This window comes from Gordonia sp. UBA7860 (assembly GCF_002500165.1).
Lineage (GTDB): Bacteria > Actinomycetota > Actinomycetes > Mycobacteriales > Mycobacteriaceae > Gordonia > Gordonia sputi.
The window spans coordinates 15,500-35,276 of record NZ_DLSO01000174.1 but is presented as its reverse complement, the minus strand read 5'-3'; the positions used below and the strand labels follow the sequence as shown (position 1 = coordinate 35,276).

The following is a 19,777-nucleotide window of genomic DNA, read 5'->3' as shown; positions in this document are numbered from 1 at the left end:
GCCTAGCCCCCCACTCTCACAGTCGTCGTCGTCCCCCAGATGGCGAGGCCGAGAAAGAAGTCGAGCACGGCGATCAGGACCAATGCCGCTCGAACAGCGTGTCCGACGGCCACGCCGACACCCGCGGGGCCACCACTTGCGTAGTAGCCGTAGTAGCAGTGCACGAGAATGATCACGAACGCAAAGACAAGCACCTTACCGAAAGACCACAGCACGTCTTCCGGTGGTAGGAACAGGTTGAAGTAGTGGTCGTACGAGCCGCCGGACTGTCCGTTGAAGACAGTCGTCACCACTCTGGAGGCGAAATACGCCGACAACAGTCCGAGCACGTAGAGCGGGATGACCGCGATGAAGCCTGCGATCACGCGCGTCGACACCAGGAACGGGATCGACGGCACGGCCATCGACTCCAGCGCGTCGATCTCCTCCGAGATGCGCATGGCTCCGAGCTGGGCGGTGAAACCGCAACCGACCGTCGCCGACAACGCGAGACCCGCGACGAGTGGCGCGACCTCTCGGGTGTTGACGTACGCCGACAAGAAGCCGGTGAGCACCTGCGAGCCGATCTGGTCGAGTGCGGCGTAGCCCTGCAGACCGACCACGACGCCGGTGAACCCCGACATCAACACCATCACGCCGACGGTGCCGCCGATCACGGCGAGACCGCCGGAACCGAACGCCACTTCGGCGAGAATGCGCAGGACCTCGCGCGTGTAATGAACCAGCGTGCGCGGAATCCAGGCGAGCGTGCGTCCGTAGAAGGACATCTGCTCGCCCGCACCGTCGAGCAACTTCAGTGGTTTGCCGAGCTGTTTGCGCGCCTCGTACATGTAGTACTCGGGGCGGCTCTTGGCGATAGTCACTCCACCGGCCATGGTCAGCTCCCCTTCGGCGGGACGATCTGCAGGTAGACCGCAGTGATGATCAGGTTGGCCAGAAACAGCAGCAGGAAGGTGATGACGACGCTCTGGTTGACCGCATCACCGACGCCCTTGGGGCCGCCCTTCGGGGTGAGTCCCTTGTACGACGCGACGACGCCCGCGATCACACCGAAGATGGCAGCTTTGAGAAGTGAGATCCAGAGGTCGGGAAGCTGGGCAAGCGCGCCGAATGACGCCAGGTATGCACCCGGCGTTCCGCCCTGGACGACCACGTTGAAGAAGTAGCCACCCCCGATACCGACGACGGCGACCAGACCGTTGAGCAGGATCGCGACCAGCACCATTGCGAGCACACGAGGTACGACGAGGCGCTGGATGGGATTGATGCCTAGCACCTCCATCGCGTCGATCTCTTCGCGAATGGTCCGCGATCCGAGGTCGGCGGCGACGGCCGAGCCCGCGGCGCCCGCGATCAACAGCGACGTGACCAGCGGCGAGCCCTGCTGGATGACGACCAGCACCGACGCGGCGCCGGTATACGACTCCGCTCCGAGCTGCTTGATCAGCGAACCAGTCTGCAAAGACACGATGGCGCCGAACGGGATCGCGATGAGCGCAGTCGGCAGGATCGTCACGCTTGCGATGAACCATGCCTGCTGGATGAACTCGCGCCACTGGAATGGGCGCACGAAAGTCTGGCGTGCTACATCGACGAAAAGCTGGACGATATTGCCTGTCTGGGCGAGTGCACCTTCACCGGCCCGCGCGATTCTGTCGACGCCACGCGTGGTGGCATTCGTCATACCTATGAGCCCCCGCCGTAGTGACGCCCACCCTCGGGACGTTCCGACTCGATCTGCTGAGTCTTCGCTTCCTCCGGCACAGCCCACTGCTGGGTCTGCGCATCGTCACCGGCGTAATCGTTACCGGCGTAGTCGTTTCCGTACCCACCCTGATTGCGGTCACCGTGATCGATGACGTCGGTGGAGGTGTCGACCATGACGTTCTCGCTGCCTGCCTGGAGGCCACCCTCGGTGTCGGACCATTCGACGCCCTGGGTGGTTGCGGCGTGGGCGCGGGATTCCTCGCGGATCTGGTCTTCCTGCTGCATCGACTCACGGATCGCGCGCTGCGCGTTCTCCGGCAACGACGGCAACAACTCCAACACCCGCTCACGATGCCGAGCGACCGCTTTACGCTCAGGCATCCCCGGATTCGGCTGCACCTGCGGAATGATCTCCGAGAAATCATCCTTCGTACCGCCACCACCAATGCCGGCGGCCTGCATAGCCTCTTCCTGCTTCTGCACCGCCTCGTCCTTCTCCTCCGACATACCGATCGGACCAAACCGATCACCGGAGAGGAACTGCTTGACCACCGGCTGCTCCGAAGTCAACAACTGCTCACGCGGCCCGAACATCACCAACTCCTTCCGGAACAACATGCCGATGTTGTCCGGAATCGTGCGGGCGATGTTGATGTTGTGCGTCACGATCAAGATCGTCGCGTCGATCTGCGCATTGATGTCGATCAGCAACTGTGAGATATAGGCAGTACGCACCGGATCGAGACCCGAGTCCGGCTCATCACACAAAATGATCTGCGGATCGAGCACCAACGCCCGCGCCAACCCGGCACGCTTACGCATACCACCGGAAATCTCACCCGGCAGCTTGTCTTCGGCACCGGCCAAACCGACCAGATCGATCTTCTCCATCACGATCCGCCGGACATCATCTTCCTTCTTCTTCGTGTGCTCACGAAGCGGAAACGCGATGTTGTCGTACAAACTCATCGACCCGAACAGAGCGCCATCCTGGAACAACACCCCGAACAACTTGCGGATCTCATAGAGCTCCTTGGCCGAACACTGCGTGATATCAGTGCCGTCGATCACCACCGAACCCTGCTCAGGATGCAACAGACCGATCAGCGTCTTCAAAAACACCGACTTGCCGGTACCCGACGGTCCCAGCAGCGCAGACACCTCACCCGACGGCAAGGTCAACGTCACATCACGCCAGATGTTCTGAGAACCAAAAGACTTGGTGAGCCCCTCGACGCTGACCTCAACACCCACTACATCCTCCAAGAAACTCGGGTCCCGAAGCGTGGCAGCCAAGGCAAGACATCGGACATAGGCGGCACGAACGCAGGCGGACTCAACTGTGGTTGGGGTCACTCTAGCGGACTGCTCCCCCGTATCCACACCGCCTCTCGGCGGTTCTCAGGTTTGACCAATTACCGGCCGGTAACCTGACTGCCCAAGAGAGTATCCCATGCCACCGACATAACAAAAGTAGGTTGGCGGTCACATTGTGCGGCAACTGTGGGCTACCCGCGGACAGCAACGAGCCCGGGACAGCACAGCTGTCCCGGGCTCGTGTGAAGAGCGTGGCTGAAAGCCTTCGGAGACCGTCTTACTTGACGGAAGTCGACACGCAAGCGCGCTCCGCCAACCTCCGCAGGCTCCGGTTGCCTCCGCTTACTTGACGGAAACCTTGGCGCCGGCCTCTTCGAGCTTGGTCTTGGCAGCCTCAGCGGCCTCCTTGTCGACCTTCTCCAGGATCGGCTTGGGAGCACCCTCGACGAGGTCCTTCGCCTCCTTCAGGCCGAGGCCGGAAACGACCTCACGCACGACCTTGATGACCTGGATCTTCTTGTCGCCGGCACCCTCGAGGATGACGTCGAACTCGTCCTGCTCGGCAGCAGCGTCGGCGCCGGCAGCAGCCGGTGCGCCTGCAGCGGCAACAGCGACCGGTGCGGCCGCGGTGACCTCGAAGACCTCTTCGAACTTCTTCACGAAATCGCTGAGCTCCAGCAGGGTCAGTTCCTTGAACTGATCGATGAGCTCGTCAGCGGTGAGCTTCGCCATGGTGGCGTCCTTCCTGTAAGTCCCCACGCGGGGCGTCTTGTCTTGTCAATCCCCGCGCGGGGGAATGCTTGTGTGCTGACGGATGAGTACCGAGGTACTTATTCGCCTGCGGATTCCTTCTTCTCCTGCAGGGCGGCAGCGAGTCGTGCCACCTGCGACGCCGGCTGATTGAACAGTCCGGCGGCTTTTGCCAAGTTGCCCTTCATGGCACCGGCGAGCTTGGCCAGCAAGACCTCACGGGTCTCAAGGTCGGCGATCGTTTCGATCTCGGCAACGGACAGCGGCTTGCCATCCATGTACCCGCCCTTGATGACCAGAGCCTTGTTGTCCTTGGCGAAGTTCTTGATCGCCTTCGCGGCCACCACCGGCTCACCTTCGATGAAGGCAATCGCGGTCGGGCCGGAGAACAGCTCGTCGAGTCCCTCAACGCCCGCCTCAGCAGCGGCACGCTTCACCAGGGTGTTCTTGGCGACGGAGTAGGTTGCGCCCTCGCCGAGGGAACGTCGCAGATCGGTGATCTGGGTGACGGACAATCCACGGTATTCCGTGACGACCGTCGCCGTTGAGCCCTTGAACTGCTCGGCGATCTCAGCGACTGCTGCGATCTTTTCGGACTTGGCCATACTTCGCCTCCTTCCTCATCACTCGAGTTGGTCAGAGTTCGGACCAGATACCCGCAAGGAGGGGCGAAACAAATAAACGCCCCGGCACGCAGATGGCACGGGGCGTAGTTTCTCGGCGAGGCGCTCCAGGGCGCCCACCACTATTCCTCGTTCTCCCTGCGTGGGCCGCCGACCTCGCGCCTTGCGACGCTGCAGTCGTCCTTCGATCGGAATCGCTCCCGATGACCGACGGTCTCTGGTTGAACCGATACGACGTACACGTGCACGTCACACCGAAGTAATAGGCTACCCGACCATGGGGAATGCATCCAAATCGCCCGCCGGCGCCGTCTCGGATCCCAACGACCGCGCCGCAATCGCGGCCGACTCGATCCTCGGTAGGCATCTTCGACATGCGTGGTGGGTGCCCGGCACACGCATCGCAACGGTCGCATGGCCGCTGAGTCGCCTCCCGCTCGACGTTCTGCGTAGTCGCTTCGGATTCTGGCACTACTGGTGGCACGCCCATCTACTCGACCTCATCGTCGACGCCGCCATCCACCGCCCCGTCGACGACGCACCCTACGACCCCGACCTCGCCGACCTCGCCAACCGCCTCCTGCGCGGCATCCGGCTGCGCAACCTCGGACGGTGGACCAACAACTACTACGACGACATGGCGTGGCTAGGGCTTGCGATCGAGCGCGCCGACCGTCACCTCGACCTCCACCATCCGAAGGCACTGCGCGTCTTGAGCAAGCGCATGTACGACGCCTGGGAGCCTGAACGTGGCGGCGGCATCCCGTGGCGCACCATCGACACCTTCTTCAATGCCCCCGCCAACGGACCCGCGACCATTCTGCTCGCGCGGACGGGGCAGGCCGGGACCCAGCCCGGCAGCCATGCGAAGCGCGCATTGGAGATGTGTGACTGGATGAACGCAACACTCGTCGACCCCGATTCCCACCTCGTCATCGACGGCGTCAAGCCGCGCGACGGCGGGTTCGAGCGCGTCACCGCGATCTACACGTATTGCCAGGGAGTCGTCTTGGGCTCGGAGGTCGAGGCCGCGCGGCTCACCCGCGATCCCGTACACCTCGCCCGGATCGACCGTCTGCTCACAGCGGTCGAAAGCCACGAGTGCCCCGACGGCGTGATCCGTGGTGCGGGCGGCGGCGACGGCGGACTGTTCATGGGCGTTCTCGCCCGCTATCTGGCGCTCGTCGCGACCGATCTGCCCGCCGATCTCCCCGGTGCCGATGAGCTTCGTCGTCGGAGCGCGGCGCTCGTCCTCACCAGCGCCGACGCCGCCTGGCAGACGCGCACCGAGGTCGACGACGCCGTGGTGTTCAGCGCCGACTGGCACCAGCCCGCCGCGAGGCCCACCCGCGGCGGCGGGGACGCCGCATTCGTGGCGGGAGCGGTCAACTCGTCTGCGGTTCCCGAGCGAGATCTCTCGGTTCAGCTCTCGGGATGGATGGTTCAAGAAGCCGCCGCCGCGGTGGATCTCGGACTATCCGAACAGAATGTTCAGGATTGATACAACCCTGACCTGCGCCTTTGTCTACGAGGGCCAAATTGACGCCCCCTAGTTAGCGTTCCGAGACCACACATGGGCTAGTGTCGGTGTCCGGAGTGAGATGGACCACAACCGGGTGGGGTTGGGGCCATGCGCCACAACGCGGTTCAGCTTCTCCAACCGACACGATGAAGTGACGGCATCGGCGACAGCACGCCCACCGGTCGAACCGGCTGACGCAGGTGCAGTGACCTCAAAGGCAGGCTGATGCACCATGGCGTTTCAGTTGGGACCGACAGAATCCGACCGCGGTCGGGTTGAGCCACTTCCGCTCGACCCGGTTCCTCAGCGTCGATCCACGTCCGATGCGCCCGTGTTCGGAACCCTCCCCCTCGGCGATCCCACCGGCGGCGCCAGTGCGATGCGTTGGCGCGAGCAGGTCGACGGCCCGCAGGTCTACCCACGCGTCTCGATCGACCGCGATGTCACTCTGACGATGAGCGACGGCGTCGAGTTGCGGGCGACAATCGTCCGGCCCGCCACACGCTTCGGCGACGTGGTCACGACGCCCTACCCGGCGATCATCAACATCAACCCGTACAACCGCGCGGCGATCGACTTCATCGACACCACGATGCACGCCCCCGTCATCGGAGGTGCCGTGCGTGCGGCAGCACGATCGGTCGACGCGACGGGCACACCTCTCGAGGGGCTGACCACCCTGACCCAGGTACTCGCCGGCGGCGTGATCGACGTCTTCGGCATCAATCGAAACCTGGTGCGCAGCGGTTACGCCCAGATCATCGTCGACGTTCGCGGCACCGGCGCCAGCCACGGCAAGTGGGAGATCCTCGGCCCACGTGAACAGCAGGATTCCGTCGAGATCATCGACTGGGTCTCCGAGCAGGAGTGGTGCAACGGCAAGGTCGGACTCGCGGGATGGTCGTACTCGGCCATCAACTCGCTACAGGCAGCCGACAAGCGTCCGCCCCAGCTCGGCGCCGTGTTCGCGGTCGAGGGTTGCGACGACATCGTGCGCGACATCTACATCACCGGCGGCATGCCCTCGGCGTTCATCCCGGCGTGGTTGTCCGTGGTCAACATCCTGAAGTGGGTACCGAATCCGTCGACTCTGCTGCGAGATGTTGTGCGCGGCAAGCACTTCCGCTACCTTCGCGACCGTGTCGCATCTCCGGCAACCGAGATCCCGTCGCTGCTCTGGGGTTTTCTCACCGCCCGCGACGACCGCATCTTCGACGACCCGTACTTCGACGCCCGCGATCCGCAGATCGATCAGATCGAGGCGCCGACGCTCACCGTCGGGGCATGGCACGACCTCTTCGGCCGCAGTGCCACAGGCATTTACGAGCGTCTCAACCTCGAACCGGGCCGCAAGCAGTTGATCGTCGGCGACGGCTATCACTTCGACGTCGGGTCCGGCTACGGCGGCAAGTTCGCGCCACCTCGTCTCGACGTCCTCGAGCGCGCCTGGTTCGACCGCTGGCTCAAGGGACACGCGAACGGCGTCGAGCACTACGGACCGGTGACACTGCGCCAGCAGGGTGGCACGTGGACCGCCGGCCAGTCGTTCCCGCGCCAGGGCGTCGCACCGCGTCGGCTCTATTTGTCGAGTGAATGTTCTTCCAGCGCAACACATTGCGTACACGACGGCAGCCTGCAATCCACACCGTGCACCGATTACACCTCGCTGCACGTCCGCGCGGACGTCCGCGGACTCGTCTCGCGCGACATGACACAGGTGACCGCGGGCGCGACGATGGCCTTGGGTAAATACTTCACCTCCGACGCCAGATTCCAAGAGCGCGGCGCACTCTCGTTCACCAGTGCTCCCGTCACCCAACAGACGCAGATCAGCGGTTCGATGAATCTGCGCCTCAACGTCGCCACCACAGCGCATGAGGCCATCTGGGCAGTCACCGTCAACGACGTCGCGCCGGATGGAACGTCGAAGGTGCTGACCAACGGCGCGCTCTCGGCGTCGAATCGGGCGCTCGATCCCAGCAAGTCGACCTACGCCTCGGACGGCAGTCTCGTTGGCGCGCACCACTTCTTGTCGCGCAAGCGCAAACTTCCGGTGCCACCCGACGCCCCGGTGCGCATCGACGTCGACCTCGTCCCGACCGATGCCGTCCTCGAACCCGGCCATCGACTACGCGTCGACGTATACGCGGCGAGTTTCCCGCGCTATCTGACCGTCGTGCCCGATCTGGTCAAGGCGCGCGGCCGCAGACAACGCCTGGTCCTCGACCCTGAGCACCCGAGCCACCTGACGTTCCTTGCAGGCGAAGGCTTCTGAGCCAGGTCGCCGGACCCCTCACAAACCCGAATCCGCGAACACCACGCGGTAGACGAACTCGGCCTCCGGGCCGAGGACCACTCCGACGAGCTCGGTCAGCGTCGTCGCAAACTCCCGACCATGCGCCGGCCCGTCCGAATCGTCAAGGTGATGCGCGATCTCGTGCAGCACGACCAGTTCGCGCAGCGCCCAGCGGCCCTCCGTGGAGTCGGGGATCGCGATCTCACGCTGATCCGAGTCCACGCGTCGTGCGTAGTGGGCCGAGCGATGTCCGCGGCGTGCCCGCACCGACACCGGCGTCGACGCGGCGTCGAAGCGCTGCTTCACCGACGGCATCGACAGCACACGACCGACGTAGTCGCGCACGGAGTCGACCGAGGCGAACTGGACCTCGACGGGCAGCGTGAGCTCCGTGCCCGCGAGCTGCACCGTGTGCGTACCGCCTGCACGCTCGAACATCCGGAACACCATGCGCTCGGCCTCGTAGAACCGTTCGCGCCGAGTGTCACGCGGCGGCATGACGCTCCCCGACCTGTCGCACCCCGATATGGCGCATGCCGCGGGCTGCCCCGCCATGACTAGGCTCGACGACGTCAGCATTTCGCACCTCGACACGCAGGGAGTCCACGCGATGACGCCGCGCTCGCACACCATCGGGAAGTCCGCCGCGACCGCGATCGTCGGCGCCGCGATCGTCGGGGTTGCGCTGACCGGCTGCAGTTCGTCGGCGGGTGAGGTCACAGCGGTATCGGCGCCCTCGACGTCGTACGTCGACAATCCCGTCGACCCCGCCCAACTCAACCAGGTACTCGACCGCATCGCCGCCACCGGACTGCCCGTCACCGGTCGTCACGACGCGACTGCCGCGCGATGTCCCGAAGCCGGGTGCAGCAGAGCTGTCGAATCCGACCAAGTTGTCCTCATGCAGTTCCCCACCTCCGGCCGTGCCCAGCTCTACGCGGGTGCACATCCGGGAGACTTTCAGGTCGTCGACCTCGTCATGACCTTTCCCGAGGGCACCGACGCCGCCCAGAACGCGCGCTACAAAGACGCCCTGCAGGGCGAGATGCGCTGAGCCGCACACCCTAACCCTCGAGTGCCCCACGGGGAGCGCCGAATTCGCGGTCGGCACCGATCTTTGCTCGACGCCCCGCGCGGTCGCCCGCTTTGCGCGCGCCCTCCGAGTACCCCGACGACGCGGTCGTCGGGCGCCAGGTGCCACGCGCCGTCGACTCGGTTTTGTGGAAGCTGGTGACCTCGAGTTCTTTGTCGCGCAACGCAAGTGCGGTCGACGTCGAGCCCGCGGGAAGTTCGCGGGAGTTGTCACGCTCCACCGCCTCCGCCCGTGCGGCATCGCGTGCCTCGGTCAGCCGCACGCCGATCCGCTCGGCGAACGCCGACTGGAAGTTCAACCGCGCCGTGATCGGGGCGAGCGGCTTACGTTCGACGACTCTCCGCGACCGCCAACCCGTCCCCTTGCGCACCACCCGCGCCGACGTCTCGCCCCGGTAGTCGCCCGAGCGCAGGTAGGCGTCGCTCGCCGCGACCATCTGGATCAGCAGCGACGTGTAGAGCGCCTCACACGTGTCGATGTCGGCCTCGTATCCGTACGCCAGCACGAACGTGTTGTTGCCCGCGACGTCGACGGTCACGTCGTTGGCACGCGCGATCGCGACGAAAAGCTGCACGTACGTGCGCAATCCACGTTTTCCGGTTTCGCCGATCGCGACCTGTCTGGTGATCGGCGTCGTCTTGCGTCTGGCCGCGGGGTCGTGGGCACGGGCGACCGCAAGATCGATCGAGGCCGACGTCGCCAACCGTTGCGCGGCCTGCATGAACGTCTCGGCCTCGTGCTCGTTGTCGGTGTTCTCGGCCTGCCGCAGCAACCCCGCGATCCGGGTGAGGAGTTTGTCGTCGCGCATACAGATCAGACTAGATCGATGGCCGTTTGGTTCCACTCCACGGAGGATTTGTCGAATCTGTTGACTTTCCCAGGCGAGTGGGCGGGTGAGCACACCGAGATTCGACGAGTTGATCCATCCGAGCACCCGACTGCCCATTCGACGCCCGAGCCAAACCCTGACCTCGCGCGCGCCGGAGAGCGCCGCTACAGCCCGGCTACAGCCCGAACTTGTCCTGCATCTCCCGCAGCGTCTCGGCGGACTTCATCAGTCCCTCGCGCTCGGCGTCGGACATCTTGATCTCGAGTCGGCTGCCCGCACCGTTGCGGTCGACGAGCGTCGGCAGTGACAGGCACACGTCGTCGAGTCCCTCGTACCCGCCCGTGACAGTCGAGATCGGCAGCACGCGGTGTTCGTCGTTGAGCACCGCTTCGACGATGCGCGTCGTCGCGAGCCCGATGGCGTAGTTGGTCGCGCCCTTGCCCTCGATGATCTTGTAGGCCGCGTGCACCACCTCGTGCTGGATGCGTTCGCGCGCCGGCGCGTCGATGGCCTGGCCGCCCGGCAGGGGCTTCCACTCCAGCAGCGGTACGCCACCGATCGACGCCGAACTCCACAGCGGGATCTCCGAGTCGCCGTGCTCGCCGACGATGTAGCCGTGCACGTTCTGCACCGCGACGCCGACGTGCTGCGCGATGAGGAACCGCAGGCGCGACGAGTCGAGCACCGTGCCCGAACCGAACAGCTGATTGCTGGGCAACCCGCTGCACTTCAGCGCCGCATAGGTCACGATGTCGACGGGGTTGGTGACCATGATGTAGACCGCGTTGGGTGCGACCTTGATGACACCGGGCAGGATGTTCTTGGTCAGATTGATTGTGGCTTCGGCCAATTCGAGCCGCGACTGCCCCGGCTTCTGTTTTGCCCCCGCGGTGAACACGACGACGTCGGCGTCTGCGCAGACCGACACGTCGTCGTCGCCGATGATATCGGCGCGTGGCACGAATTCGAGTCCGTGCGAGAGGTCGAGAACTTCCGCGGTCACCTTCGAGGTGTTGATGTCCATCAGCGCGATCGTGCGCGCCACACCGCGAATCAACGACGCATACGCGATCGCGGTACCCACAGCGCCTGCCCCGATGATGGCCAGCTTGCTCGGTCGGGCTTGTCTCACGTTCACCGCCTGTGTCTCGTGCTGCCCCGAAATCCTCGCCCCTGCGGTTGATTATCGTCGGCCGACGCCATGCCCGCAGCCCGATCGTCGATCATTTCACCCGCCGTCCATACCGCAGTTTCGTGAGGGGAACGACCATCACACTCATGAATTCGTCGCCATGTCCGTTTCTGGCATGCGAAATCACCACGAAGAGCTTATGTTCTGCTGGTCTGCGCATCGCAACGGCGCGTCGCACCATCACTTACCCGGGGGAGCACACCCATGCCAGAAGGCCATGACACCGTTGCCGAGGATCTTTCCGACGACGAGGCCCACCTCGCGAGACTCGGCTACACCCAGGAGCTGCACCGCTCGTGGTCTGGATTCTCCAACTTCGCGATCTCGTTCTCGATCATCTCGATCCTGTCGGGTTGTTTCACGTCGTTCGGGCTCGGATGGAACAACGGCGGACCGGCCGCGATCGCATGGGGCTGGCCGATCGTCTCGATCTTCATCCTGCTGATCGGCTTCTGCATGGCCGAACTCGTCTCGGCATACCCCACATCCGGCGGAATCTATTGGTGGGCAGCCAAACTCGGCGGCGCCAAGGCGGGCTTCTACACCGGGTGGCTCAACCTCATCGGCCTCATTGCCATCCTGGCATCGGTCGCGTACGGCGCGGCGACATTCCTCGACCTCACCATCGGCACGTTCAGCCAGTCGTGGCTCGACGGGTACAGCCTGACCAGAGTGTTCATCATCTTCCTGATCATCTTGGCGTGCTCAGCGCTGATCAACATATTCTCCGGTCACCTGCTCTCGATGCTCAACAACATCTCGGTCTGGTGGCACGTATTCGGTGCTGCCGCAGTCATTCTCATCCTCCTGCTCCCCGATCAGCACGCATCCTTCTCCGACGTCTTCGCCAAGACCGTCAACAACAGCGGCATCTTCGACGGCAAGACGTCGGGCTTCGGCTTCATCCTCTTCGTGCTGCCCATCTCGGCGATCCTCACCCAGTACACAATCACCGGCTACGACGCTTCCGCCCACCTCTCCGAGGAGACCAAAGGCGCGGCCAACGCTGCGGCACAGGGCATTTGGCGCTCCATCGCCTACTCGGCCGTCGGTGGATGGATCCTGCTGCTCAGCTTCCTGTTCGCAGTCCAGGACGCAGATGGCGTCTCCAAGAGTGGCGGCGCGGTCGCGACGATCTTCACCCAGGCGCTCACCTCGAAGTGGGCAGGCGTCGTGCTGATCATCTCCACCGCGGGCCAGCTCTTCTGCACCGCCGCGTGCCAGACGAGTGCGTCGCGAATGATGTTCGCGTTCAGCCGCGACGGCGCCGTACCCGGCCACAAGCTCTGGTCCAAGGTCCGCTCGAATGGCATGCCCGCCAACGCCGTTGTCGCGACGGCCACCATCGCCGCGATCATCACCCTGCCCGCGCTGGTGTCGGTCGACATCAACGGCGCACCCGTACCCGTCGCCTTCTATGCCGTCGTCTCGATCGGCGTCGTCGGGTTGTACCTGTGCTTCGCGGTCCCGATCTACTACCGCTGGAAGGCGGGCGACTCGTTCGAGGCGGGCTCGTGGACGTTGGGCTCCAAGTACAAGTGGATCGCGCCACTCGCGCTGATCGAGATCGCACTGACCTCGCTCGTCGCGATGTTCCCGACCTCGCTCGGCGGCATGCCATGGGACGCGAGCTTCGAGTGGAAGTACGTCAACTACACCCCGCTGCTCGTCGGCGGTGCGCTGATCCTGCTCTACGTGTACTGGCACGTGTCGGTGAAGAAGTGGTTCACCGGACCGATCAAGCAGGTCGACGCCGAACCCGTCGACGCCTGACCTGGTCATCCCTCGCGCCTTCCCGTGCAACCCCGTTGCACGGGCAGTCGTGCGACTTCGGTGCACCGAACGTCGTACAACGTCGCACCGCCCGGCGCCCAGTGACCTACAGTCGCCGCATGGGCTACCGCTGGCCGTGGTCGACGCGGAGCGCGGAGACCGCACGAATCAGAACCGAACTGTTGACCCCGTCCGGTGACTTGTTGCTGCTCCGTGGACCGGCTGGGTGCGGAAAGACCCGACTGGCGCGTGAGGCCGTGGCGGGTCTGCCCCTGCCTGTGCACTGGATCTCTGGCACCGCCTCGAGTCCGCAGGTGCCGTTGAGCGCATTCGCCGCGTGGATCGACTACGAGGTGACCGACCCGCTGCGGCGGATCTCCGATCTGGTCGCCAGATTCTCCGCACATCCCAGGCAGATCCTCGTCATCGACGACATCGATCGCGTCGACGAGCAGTCGATGCTGGTGGTGCACCGACTACGCAGCAGACCATCGGTGACGATCCTCGCCGTTCTCCGCGACGGGGCACCGCCGACCACCTCCGTGACCGACCTGCTGCGCGAGGGCACCATCCCGGTGATGACCGTGCCGCCGCTGACCGTCGAGGAGACCGAGGAGTTTCTGCGGGTCGGATTGCGGGGTCGGGTATCGGCACCGTTGGCCGCACGTCTGTGGACCCTGACGCACGGAAATCCGCTGTATCTGATCGCGCTGTGTGAGGCCAACATCGAGCAGGGCGCCATCGTCCGACGCGGTGGCTTCTGGGTCATCGATTCCGAACTACGCGTGCCGGATTCGTTGTCGACCACCGTCGAGGCCCAGTTGAGTGGAGCCTCGGATTCTGTACTGGAGGTCGTCGACTCGGTCGCACTCGCCGAACCCCTTGCCATGTCGGTGCTCGAGCGATTGTGCTCGCTCGAGGACGTCGAAGCCGCAGAGTCGGCGGGCTACATAGTCGTCGACGACACCGAGCCGTTCGGCGGCGACCCGCACGTGCGGATCGGACATCCCCTGTACGCCGAGGTGAGGCTGGCGCGAGCGAGCGTGGCGCGACTCCGTCGACTGCGTGCGCGCCTGGCCGAGCGGATCACGGCCGATAACACCACCGACAGCACCGCATCGATCCGTCGAGCGCTACTCGCCGTCGACGCCGACATCGATCCCGCGACAAGGGATTCACTGATCCTCGACGGAGCGTCGGCAGCCCTTCACCAACTTAACCTGAAACTCGCGCGCGAGCTGAGCGCGTAGGCACTCGACGGTCCGATCGCGATTCCCGCAACCATCCAGCACGGGTATTCGCTCTCGGTCTCGGGTTGGGGTGACGCGGCCGAGGCGACACTGGCGCCGCTCGCCGACATCGACGACGCCGAAACGCGCGACACGGTCGCGTTCCTGCGTGCGGCCAACCGCTTCTGGGTTTTCGACGATGCCGCAGGCGCCCGTTCGATGGTCGATGACGATGGTGTGGGCGAACAGCCGAAGACAATGATCGACTTTCTCTGCGATGCGGTCTCGGGCAACCCCGGTCGTGCCCTGGAGCTCGATTCGTCCTTCCCCGCCATGGACTCCCTGCCGCCTCTGTTCGGCATGTTCGTGGGGTGGGGCAGAATTGCCGCGCTGGGTAGCCTCGGGCGGGTCCGGGACATGAACGACACCGCCAAGGCGTCGTACCAGATCGCCGACACGTTCCGCGCCGCGGCATACCACCGCGCCGAGGTCGGGTACATGCACGCATACTTCTGCGCGCTCACCGGCGATCTCGTCACTCTCGACATGATCGCCTCCGACGTCGCCACCGTCACCGAGGACATCGGAGGCATCGCGGTGTATTGGGCGTGGGGCATCCGCGGTCTCACCGCAGTGGCGCATGGCGATGCCCGCGACGCCGCACTCAGCCTCGACGCAACCCTCCGGGACATGCTGGCCTGCGGCGGCCCCGACTTCATGCGGTTGCCCTTCTACATCGAGCGCGGATACGCCGCGGCCCTCGCCGGCGATCTGGCGACACTGAGCGAATGCGTTGACCGTCTGCCCAACCCTCCTTGCGGCGCACTCGGTTACGGTCGCGACCGGATCGACCTCCTCGCCTGCTGGCGCTCTGCTCTCGAAGGAGCGGTCTCCGTCGCGATCACCGACGCCGTCGAGATCGGCCAGCGGGCACGCGAGGGCGGGCTACCCGCACCCGAACTATTCGCACTCCACACCGCGTTGCGCTGGGGCGACGCCAGCCACGCGCAGCGAATCGTCGAACTCGCAGCAGAGCTGTCCGACGTTCCGCGCGCGCAGGCCACCGCCGACCACGCTCTCGCCCTGGCGCAGCGTGATGGTGACGCGCTGTGCCGCGCCGCGGCGTCATATCGCAGTGTCGGTATGCTCGACGCCTCCGCCGACACCTACGCCCACGCGGCCGCCGCCTACGCCGCAGCCGACCGCAACGGCGCACGTCTGTCGGCCCTAGAACACCTCGGCGAACTGCGCGAACGCCTCGGACTGAACACACCGGCGATCATCGCCGCGACGTCTGACGCCCCGATGCCGACCCGACAGCAGGAGATCGTCACCCTCGCACGCCGCGGGATGTCCAACAAAGCGATCGCGGAACGGCTCTCGCTGTCCGTCCGCACGGTGGAGGGCCACATCTACCGCGCGGGTCAACGTCTGGGTGAGCCGATTCGACGACGCGACCACGAGGACTGACTCCGGCACCGACGTTCGGAATCACTCCCGACACCGGACCGATCAAGCAGGTCGACGCCGAACCCGTCGACGCCTGACCCGCACGCCCGAGGGCCGAGCTCGGCAACCGATCACGACGCGGCGTCGCCGTCCTGGCGGCGTCGCGCCTGCTCGCGCGCGATACGTCGTTGCTCCTCCGCGCGCGCACGCACCGCGGCGAGAAACTCGCGATCGGCCTCGGGGTCTTCGGGGATGTAGCGACCCGGACGGTCGTATTCCGGGAACTCCGCGGCGACCGAACCCGGTGCAGCAGCGCGCGGGCGATCATCGGCGGTCGGACGTCCGAACGCCAGCCACAGGAGCGCGCCGATGAGGGGCAGCAGGACAACGAGGAGAATCCAGACCAGCTTCGGCATTCCGCGCACGAGTGCGTCGTCGGTGTTGATGATGTCGATCAGGGCTATGACCAAGATCGCCACGTAGATCAATCCGAGATACGGCATGTACCGGCTCCTGAGTTCGTCCGAGTGGATTCTTCGCAAAAGAAAACAACCGGTTGATTCTGGCATACCTGACACGTGCCCGCCAGGAGAAATCGAGGTCTAACCTCGATAACCGACCGCACCCACGCCGCGCACGCGGCCCGTCGGAAGAGGACAGCGTTGTCACTTCACGAAATCGAGTTCACGTCGGCCAACGGTCGCGACACCATCTTCGGTTGGGTTTATGAGTCCGCCACCAAGACGCGCGGCATCATCCACATCGTCCACGGACTCGGTGAGCACTCGCGCCGCTACCTTCGACTGATCACCAAGCTGCTCGACGCCGGGTTCGTCGTCGTCGCCGACGACCACGCCGGACACGGCAAGACGGCCATGACCTCGGGAGTTTGGGCCGACGCCGGAGACGACGCCGACCAGGTCGTCGTGGCAGATGAACGCACCCTGCGCGACAAGGTGCGTGAGCTCTACCCCAACCTGCCCTACGTCGTCTTCGGACACTCGTGGGGTTCGATGATCGCGCGCGGTCTCGTGTCCGACGACAGCGACTGGCTCAAGGGACTCATCCTCTGCGGCATCGCGGCCCAGATCCACGGCATCGACGAAGTCCTCGACCGCGACGCCCTCGCCGCGGAGTCCGACCCGACGTCGACGTCGACGCAGACCTACGCGGGGCAGATGTTCGACGGCTTCACCGCGCGCTACGGCCCCGACGCCTTCCCCACGGCATGGGTGGCGCGCGATCCCGGGGTCGTCCGCGACCACGCCCGCGACCCCTTCAACAACTTCGGCGCACCCATGTCCGTGCGATTCATCCGCGGCTTCGTCGACCTCTACGACGCCGTCAACGCCGACACCTGGTATCCGACAGTCCGCTCCGACCTCCCCGTCCTCATCCTCGCGGGCGACGCCGACCCCGTCGCCAACTTCGGCGAGGGCGCCTACCACGTCGGCAATCAGCTCGCCGCGAGCGGCCACTCCGACGTGCGCACCCGCATCTACACCGGCTACCGGCACGAGGTGCACAACGAACCCGAGATCCGCGACGAGGTAGCCGACGAGATCATCGCCTTCGCGCAGCGCTGCGGTGGATAGTCACCAATCCGCAGCCTCAGACGCAGAAGCCCCCGAGCACCAGTGGTACTCGGGGGCTTCGAAGCTGTTGCGCTACAACAGATGACGCTCTCAGTCCTGAGGAGCCTCGGTGAAGTTGCGCGTCACGGCCGGGTCGACCGGGATGCCCGGACCCGTCGTCGTCGAGACGGTCACCTTCTTGATGTAGCGGCCCTTCGCGGCCGACGGCTTCGCGCGCATGATCTCGTCGTACGCTGCGCCGTAGTTCTCGGCGAGCGCGGTCGGCTCGAACGACGCCTTGCCGATGACGAAGTGCAGGTTGGCTGCCTTGTCGACGCGGAAGTTGATCTTGCCGCCCTTGATGTCGTTGATCGCCTTGGTCACGTCGGTGGTGACCGTGCCGGTCTTCGGGTTCGGCATCAGGCCGCGCGGTCCGAGGACACGCGCGATACGGCCGACCTTGGCCATCTGATCAGGGGTGGCGATCGCGGCGTCGAAGTCGAGCCAGCCGCCCTGGATCTTCTCGATCAGGTCTTCGGCGCCGACCTCGTCGGCACCCGCTGCCACGGCCTCAGCGGCCTTGTCGCCTGCGGCGAACACGATCACGCGGGCAGTCTTACCCGTGCCATGAGGCAGGTTGACGGTGCCTCGAACCATCTGGTCTGCCTTACGCGGGTCGACGCCCAGCCGGATTGCGACCTCGACGGTCGAATCGGTGTTCTTCGACGACGTTTCCTTCGCCAGCTCAGCAGCCTCCAGCGGGCTGTAGAGCTTGTCCTTGTCGACCTTCTCGGCCGCGGCCTTGTAGGCCTTGCTGCTCTTGCTCATTGCTCTGTTCTTTCTCCGTATTGATGATTCGGGTTGGTGGTGTGTGGGCCGAGCCGGCCCTCCCACTCAGCGGGCTGATCAGCCCTCGACGGTCAAACCTGCGCGAGTTCGCAAGCTCACTCGGTCAAACCTGCGCGAGTTCGCAAGCTCACTCGACGGTGATACCCATCGACCGTGCAGTACCGGCGATGATCTTCGCGGCCTGGTCGATGTCGGTGGCGTTGAGGTCTTCGGCCTTGGTCTTGGCAATCTCGCGGACCTGGTCCATCGAGACCTTGCCGACCTTCTTGGTGTGCGGCTCACCCGAACCCTTCTGCAGACCGGCGGCCTTGAGCAGCAGCTTCGCTGCGGGCGGGGTCTTGAGCTTGAAGTCGAACGAGCGATCTTCGTACACGAAGATCTCAACCGGCACGACGTTGCCACGCTGCGACTCGGTCGCGGCGTTGTACGCCTTGCAGAATTCCATGATGTTCACGCCGTGCTGACCGAGCGCCGGACCCACTGGCGGGGCCGGGTTTGCCTGGCCTGCCTGGATCTGGAGCTTGATGATCCCGGCGAGCTTCTTCTTCTTGGGAGGCATCCTTGTTCCTTGTTTGTTTCTTGCAGATCCACGTCCGCTGGAGGCGTGGAAGTTCATATTCGGTGTGTCACCCGCTCCCTGAGGAGCGAGCTTGCGAGCGTCTCGAAGGGCGCGCGACTAGATCTTCTCGACCTGGTTGAAGCCGAGTTCCACCGGCGTCTCACGACCGAAGATCGACACGAGCACCTTGACCTTGCGCTGCTCGGCGTTGACCTCGCTGATCGACGCGGGCAGCGTGGCGAACGGGCCGTCCATGACGGTGACCGACTCGCCGACCTCGAAATCGACCTCGACGACCGACGTCGCAGCCGCTGCGGCCTGCTCGACACTCTCGGCGCCCTTGGCCGTGGCCTTCTTCGCGGGGGTGCGCGGCAGCAGGAACTGCAGCACTTCGTTGAGACTCAACGGCGACGGCTTGCTGGTCATTCCGACGAAGCCCGTGACACCCGGGGTGTTGCGCACCGCGCCCCACGACTCGTCGTTGAGGTCCATGCGCACCAGGATGTAGCCGGGCAGCACCTTGCGGTTGACCTTCTTCTGCTGGCCGTTCTTGATCTCGGTGACCTCTTCGGTCGGGACCTCGACCTGGAAGATGTAGTCGCCGACGTCGAGGTTCTGCACGCGGGTCTCGAGGTTGGTCTTGACCTTGTTCTCGTAACCGGCATAGCTGTGGATGACGTACCACTCGCCGGGTGCGCGACGCAGTTGCTTGCGCAGTTCCTCGGCAGGGTCGACCTCTTCCTCTGCTTCGGCCTCTGCGGCGTCGGCATCAGCTGCGGCGTCCTCGGCAGCTTCTGCCTGCTCAACGGCCTCTTCGCCGCCGTCGACGGCTGCGGCGTCGTCCTGTGCGGCCTCGACCTGCGCCTCGGTGCCCGGATCGTCGGTCTCGTCCACGGTCGCTTCGCTCCCGGCGTCGGTGACGTCGGTCTCGACCGTGTCGGTCGGGTCGAACTCGTTATCCGGGGTGCTCACTGCAGCCCACGCTCCTCTTTCATGAAGTTGGTCGTCCGTCGGA

The 19,777-nt window shown here is 65.0% G+C and carries 19 protein-coding genes; 7 read left to right on the top strand and 12 right to left on the bottom strand.

Features of this window, described 5'->3' with window-relative positions:
* Positions 1 to 2: 2 nt before the first annotated feature.
* From B3T59_RS21315 to rplJ, 5 genes are all read right to left on the bottom strand, one after another.
* Positions 3 to 875, bottom strand: coding sequence for an MlaE family ABC transporter permease (locus tag B3T59_RS21315; protein WP_005209184.1), 873 nt, complete (start codon positions 873 to 875; stop codon positions 3 to 5).
* A gap of 2 nt (positions 876 to 877) precedes the next feature.
* Positions 878 to 1,684: an MlaE family ABC transporter permease gene (locus B3T59_RS21310; RefSeq protein WP_005209182.1), complete on the bottom strand. Its 807-nt coding sequence runs from the start codon at positions 1,682 to 1,684 to the stop codon at positions 878 to 880.
* 2 nt (positions 1,685 to 1,686) lie between these two features.
* Positions 1,687 to 2,961 carry an ABC transporter ATP-binding protein gene (locus B3T59_RS21305; RefSeq protein WP_064863201.1) on the bottom strand — a complete coding sequence of 425 codons (1,275 nt, stop codon included), beginning with the start codon at positions 2,959 to 2,961 and terminating at the stop codon, positions 1,687 to 1,689.
* Positions 2,962 to 3,366: 405 nt separating this feature from the next.
* A complete protein-coding gene (gene rplL / locus B3T59_RS21300) occupies positions 3,367 to 3,756 on the bottom strand; it encodes a 50S ribosomal protein L7/L12 (RefSeq protein WP_039857022.1) in 390 nt (129 codons plus the stop codon).
* Positions 3,757 to 3,854: 98 nt separating this feature from the next.
* A complete protein-coding gene (gene rplJ, locus B3T59_RS21295; RefSeq protein ID WP_049698686.1) occupies positions 3,855 to 4,379 on the bottom strand; it encodes a 50S ribosomal protein L10 in 525 nt (174 codons plus the stop codon).
* Between the two features lie 295 nt (positions 4,380 to 4,674).
* Between rplJ and B3T59_RS21290 the strand changes: the two genes are divergently transcribed.
* The gene (locus tag B3T59_RS21290; protein ID WP_287005068.1) at positions 4,675 to 5,898 is read left to right on the top strand and encodes a glycoside hydrolase family 76 protein; all 1,224 of its coding nucleotides are present in this window, start codon (positions 4,675 to 4,677) and stop codon (positions 5,896 to 5,898) included.
* 253 nt (positions 5,899 to 6,151) lie between these two features.
* Complete coding sequence (locus B3T59_RS21285) at positions 6,152 to 8,194, top strand: CocE/NonD family hydrolase (protein ID WP_064863199.1); 2,043 nt, start codon at positions 6,152 to 6,154, stop codon at positions 8,192 to 8,194.
* An 18-nt stretch (positions 8,195 to 8,212) separates the two neighbouring features.
* Here B3T59_RS21285 and B3T59_RS21280 read toward each other — a convergent pair whose 3' ends face one another.
* On the bottom strand, positions 8,213 to 8,713 hold the full coding sequence (locus tag B3T59_RS21280) for a TIGR04338 family metallohydrolase (protein ID WP_064863198.1): 501 nt from the start codon (positions 8,711 to 8,713) through the stop codon (positions 8,213 to 8,215).
* On the opposite strand from B3T59_RS21280, the gene B3T59_RS21275 reads away from it, so the two are divergent.
* A complete protein-coding gene (locus B3T59_RS21275; RefSeq protein ID WP_082933679.1) occupies positions 8,712 to 9,269 on the top strand; it encodes a hypothetical protein in 558 nt (185 codons plus the stop codon). The two genes, B3T59_RS21280 and B3T59_RS21275, sit on opposite strands and share 2 nt — an antisense overlap.
* A 10-nt stretch (positions 9,270 to 9,279) precedes the next feature.
* Here B3T59_RS21275 and B3T59_RS21270 read toward each other — a convergent pair whose 3' ends face one another.
* Together B3T59_RS21270 and B3T59_RS21265 are read right to left on the bottom strand one after the other, a co-directional pair.
* The gene (locus B3T59_RS21270; RefSeq protein WP_287005067.1) at positions 9,280 to 10,116 is read right to left on the bottom strand and encodes a DUF2786 domain-containing protein; all 837 of its coding nucleotides are present in this window, start codon (positions 10,114 to 10,116) and stop codon (positions 9,280 to 9,282) included.
* A 196-nt stretch (positions 10,117 to 10,312) separates the two neighbouring features.
* Entirely contained in the window at positions 10,313 to 11,269 is a 957-nt protein-coding gene (locus tag B3T59_RS21265; protein ID WP_287005066.1) for an L-lactate dehydrogenase, read from the bottom strand.
* Positions 11,270 to 11,533: 264 nt separating this feature from the next.
* Here B3T59_RS21265 and B3T59_RS21260 point away from each other — a divergent pair, with 264 nt between their 5' ends.
* From B3T59_RS21260 to B3T59_RS21250, 3 genes are all read left to right on the top strand, one after another.
* Positions 11,534 to 13,102, top strand: a complete 1,569-nt coding sequence (locus B3T59_RS21260) for an amino acid permease (RefSeq protein WP_287005065.1) — start codon at positions 11,534 to 11,536, stop codon at positions 13,100 to 13,102.
* Positions 13,103 to 13,221: 119 nt separating this feature from the next.
* Positions 13,222 to 14,352 carry an ATP-binding protein gene (locus tag B3T59_RS21255; protein ID WP_287005064.1) on the top strand — a complete coding sequence of 377 codons (1,131 nt, stop codon included), beginning with the start codon at positions 13,222 to 13,224 and terminating at the stop codon, positions 14,350 to 14,352.
* A 198-nt stretch (positions 14,353 to 14,550) separates the two neighbouring features.
* Positions 14,551 to 15,801 carry a sigma factor-like helix-turn-helix DNA-binding protein gene (locus B3T59_RS21250; protein WP_287005063.1) on the top strand — a complete coding sequence of 417 codons (1,251 nt, stop codon included), beginning with the start codon at positions 14,551 to 14,553 and terminating at the stop codon, positions 15,799 to 15,801.
* 110 nt (positions 15,802 to 15,911) lie between these two features.
* On the opposite strand, the gene B3T59_RS21245 is transcribed toward B3T59_RS21250, so the two are convergent.
* On the bottom strand, positions 15,912 to 16,283 hold the full coding sequence (locus B3T59_RS21245) for a PLDc N-terminal domain-containing protein (RefSeq protein WP_064863194.1): 372 nt from the start codon (positions 16,281 to 16,283) through the stop codon (positions 15,912 to 15,914).
* Positions 16,284 to 16,442: 159 nt separating this feature from the next.
* On the opposite strand from B3T59_RS21245, the gene B3T59_RS21240 reads away from it, so the two are divergent.
* Complete coding sequence (locus B3T59_RS21240) at positions 16,443 to 17,375, top strand: alpha/beta fold hydrolase (protein WP_287005062.1); 933 nt, start codon at positions 16,443 to 16,445, stop codon at positions 17,373 to 17,375.
* Positions 17,376 to 17,465: 90 nt separating this feature from the next.
* Here the strand turns inward: B3T59_RS21240 and rplA are convergent, their stop codons facing one another.
* The 3 genes from rplA to nusG all read right to left on the bottom strand — a co-directional run bounded on the left by rplA (position 17,466) and on the right by nusG (position 19,734).
* The gene (gene rplA / locus B3T59_RS21235) at positions 17,466 to 18,182 is read right to left on the bottom strand and encodes a 50S ribosomal protein L1 (protein ID WP_064863699.1); all 717 of its coding nucleotides are present in this window, start codon (positions 18,180 to 18,182) and stop codon (positions 17,466 to 17,468) included.
* Positions 18,183 to 18,330: 148 nt separating this feature from the next.
* Positions 18,331 to 18,762 (bottom strand): 50S ribosomal protein L11, encoded by a 432-nt coding sequence (gene rplK, locus B3T59_RS21230; protein ID WP_005209147.1) that lies wholly within the window; start codon positions 18,760 to 18,762, stop codon positions 18,331 to 18,333.
* 117 nt (positions 18,763 to 18,879) lie between these two features.
* Entirely contained in the window at positions 18,880 to 19,734 is an 855-nt protein-coding gene (nusG, locus tag B3T59_RS21225) for a transcription termination/antitermination protein NusG (protein WP_064863700.1), read from the bottom strand.
* Positions 19,735 to 19,777 lie beyond the last annotated feature (43 nt).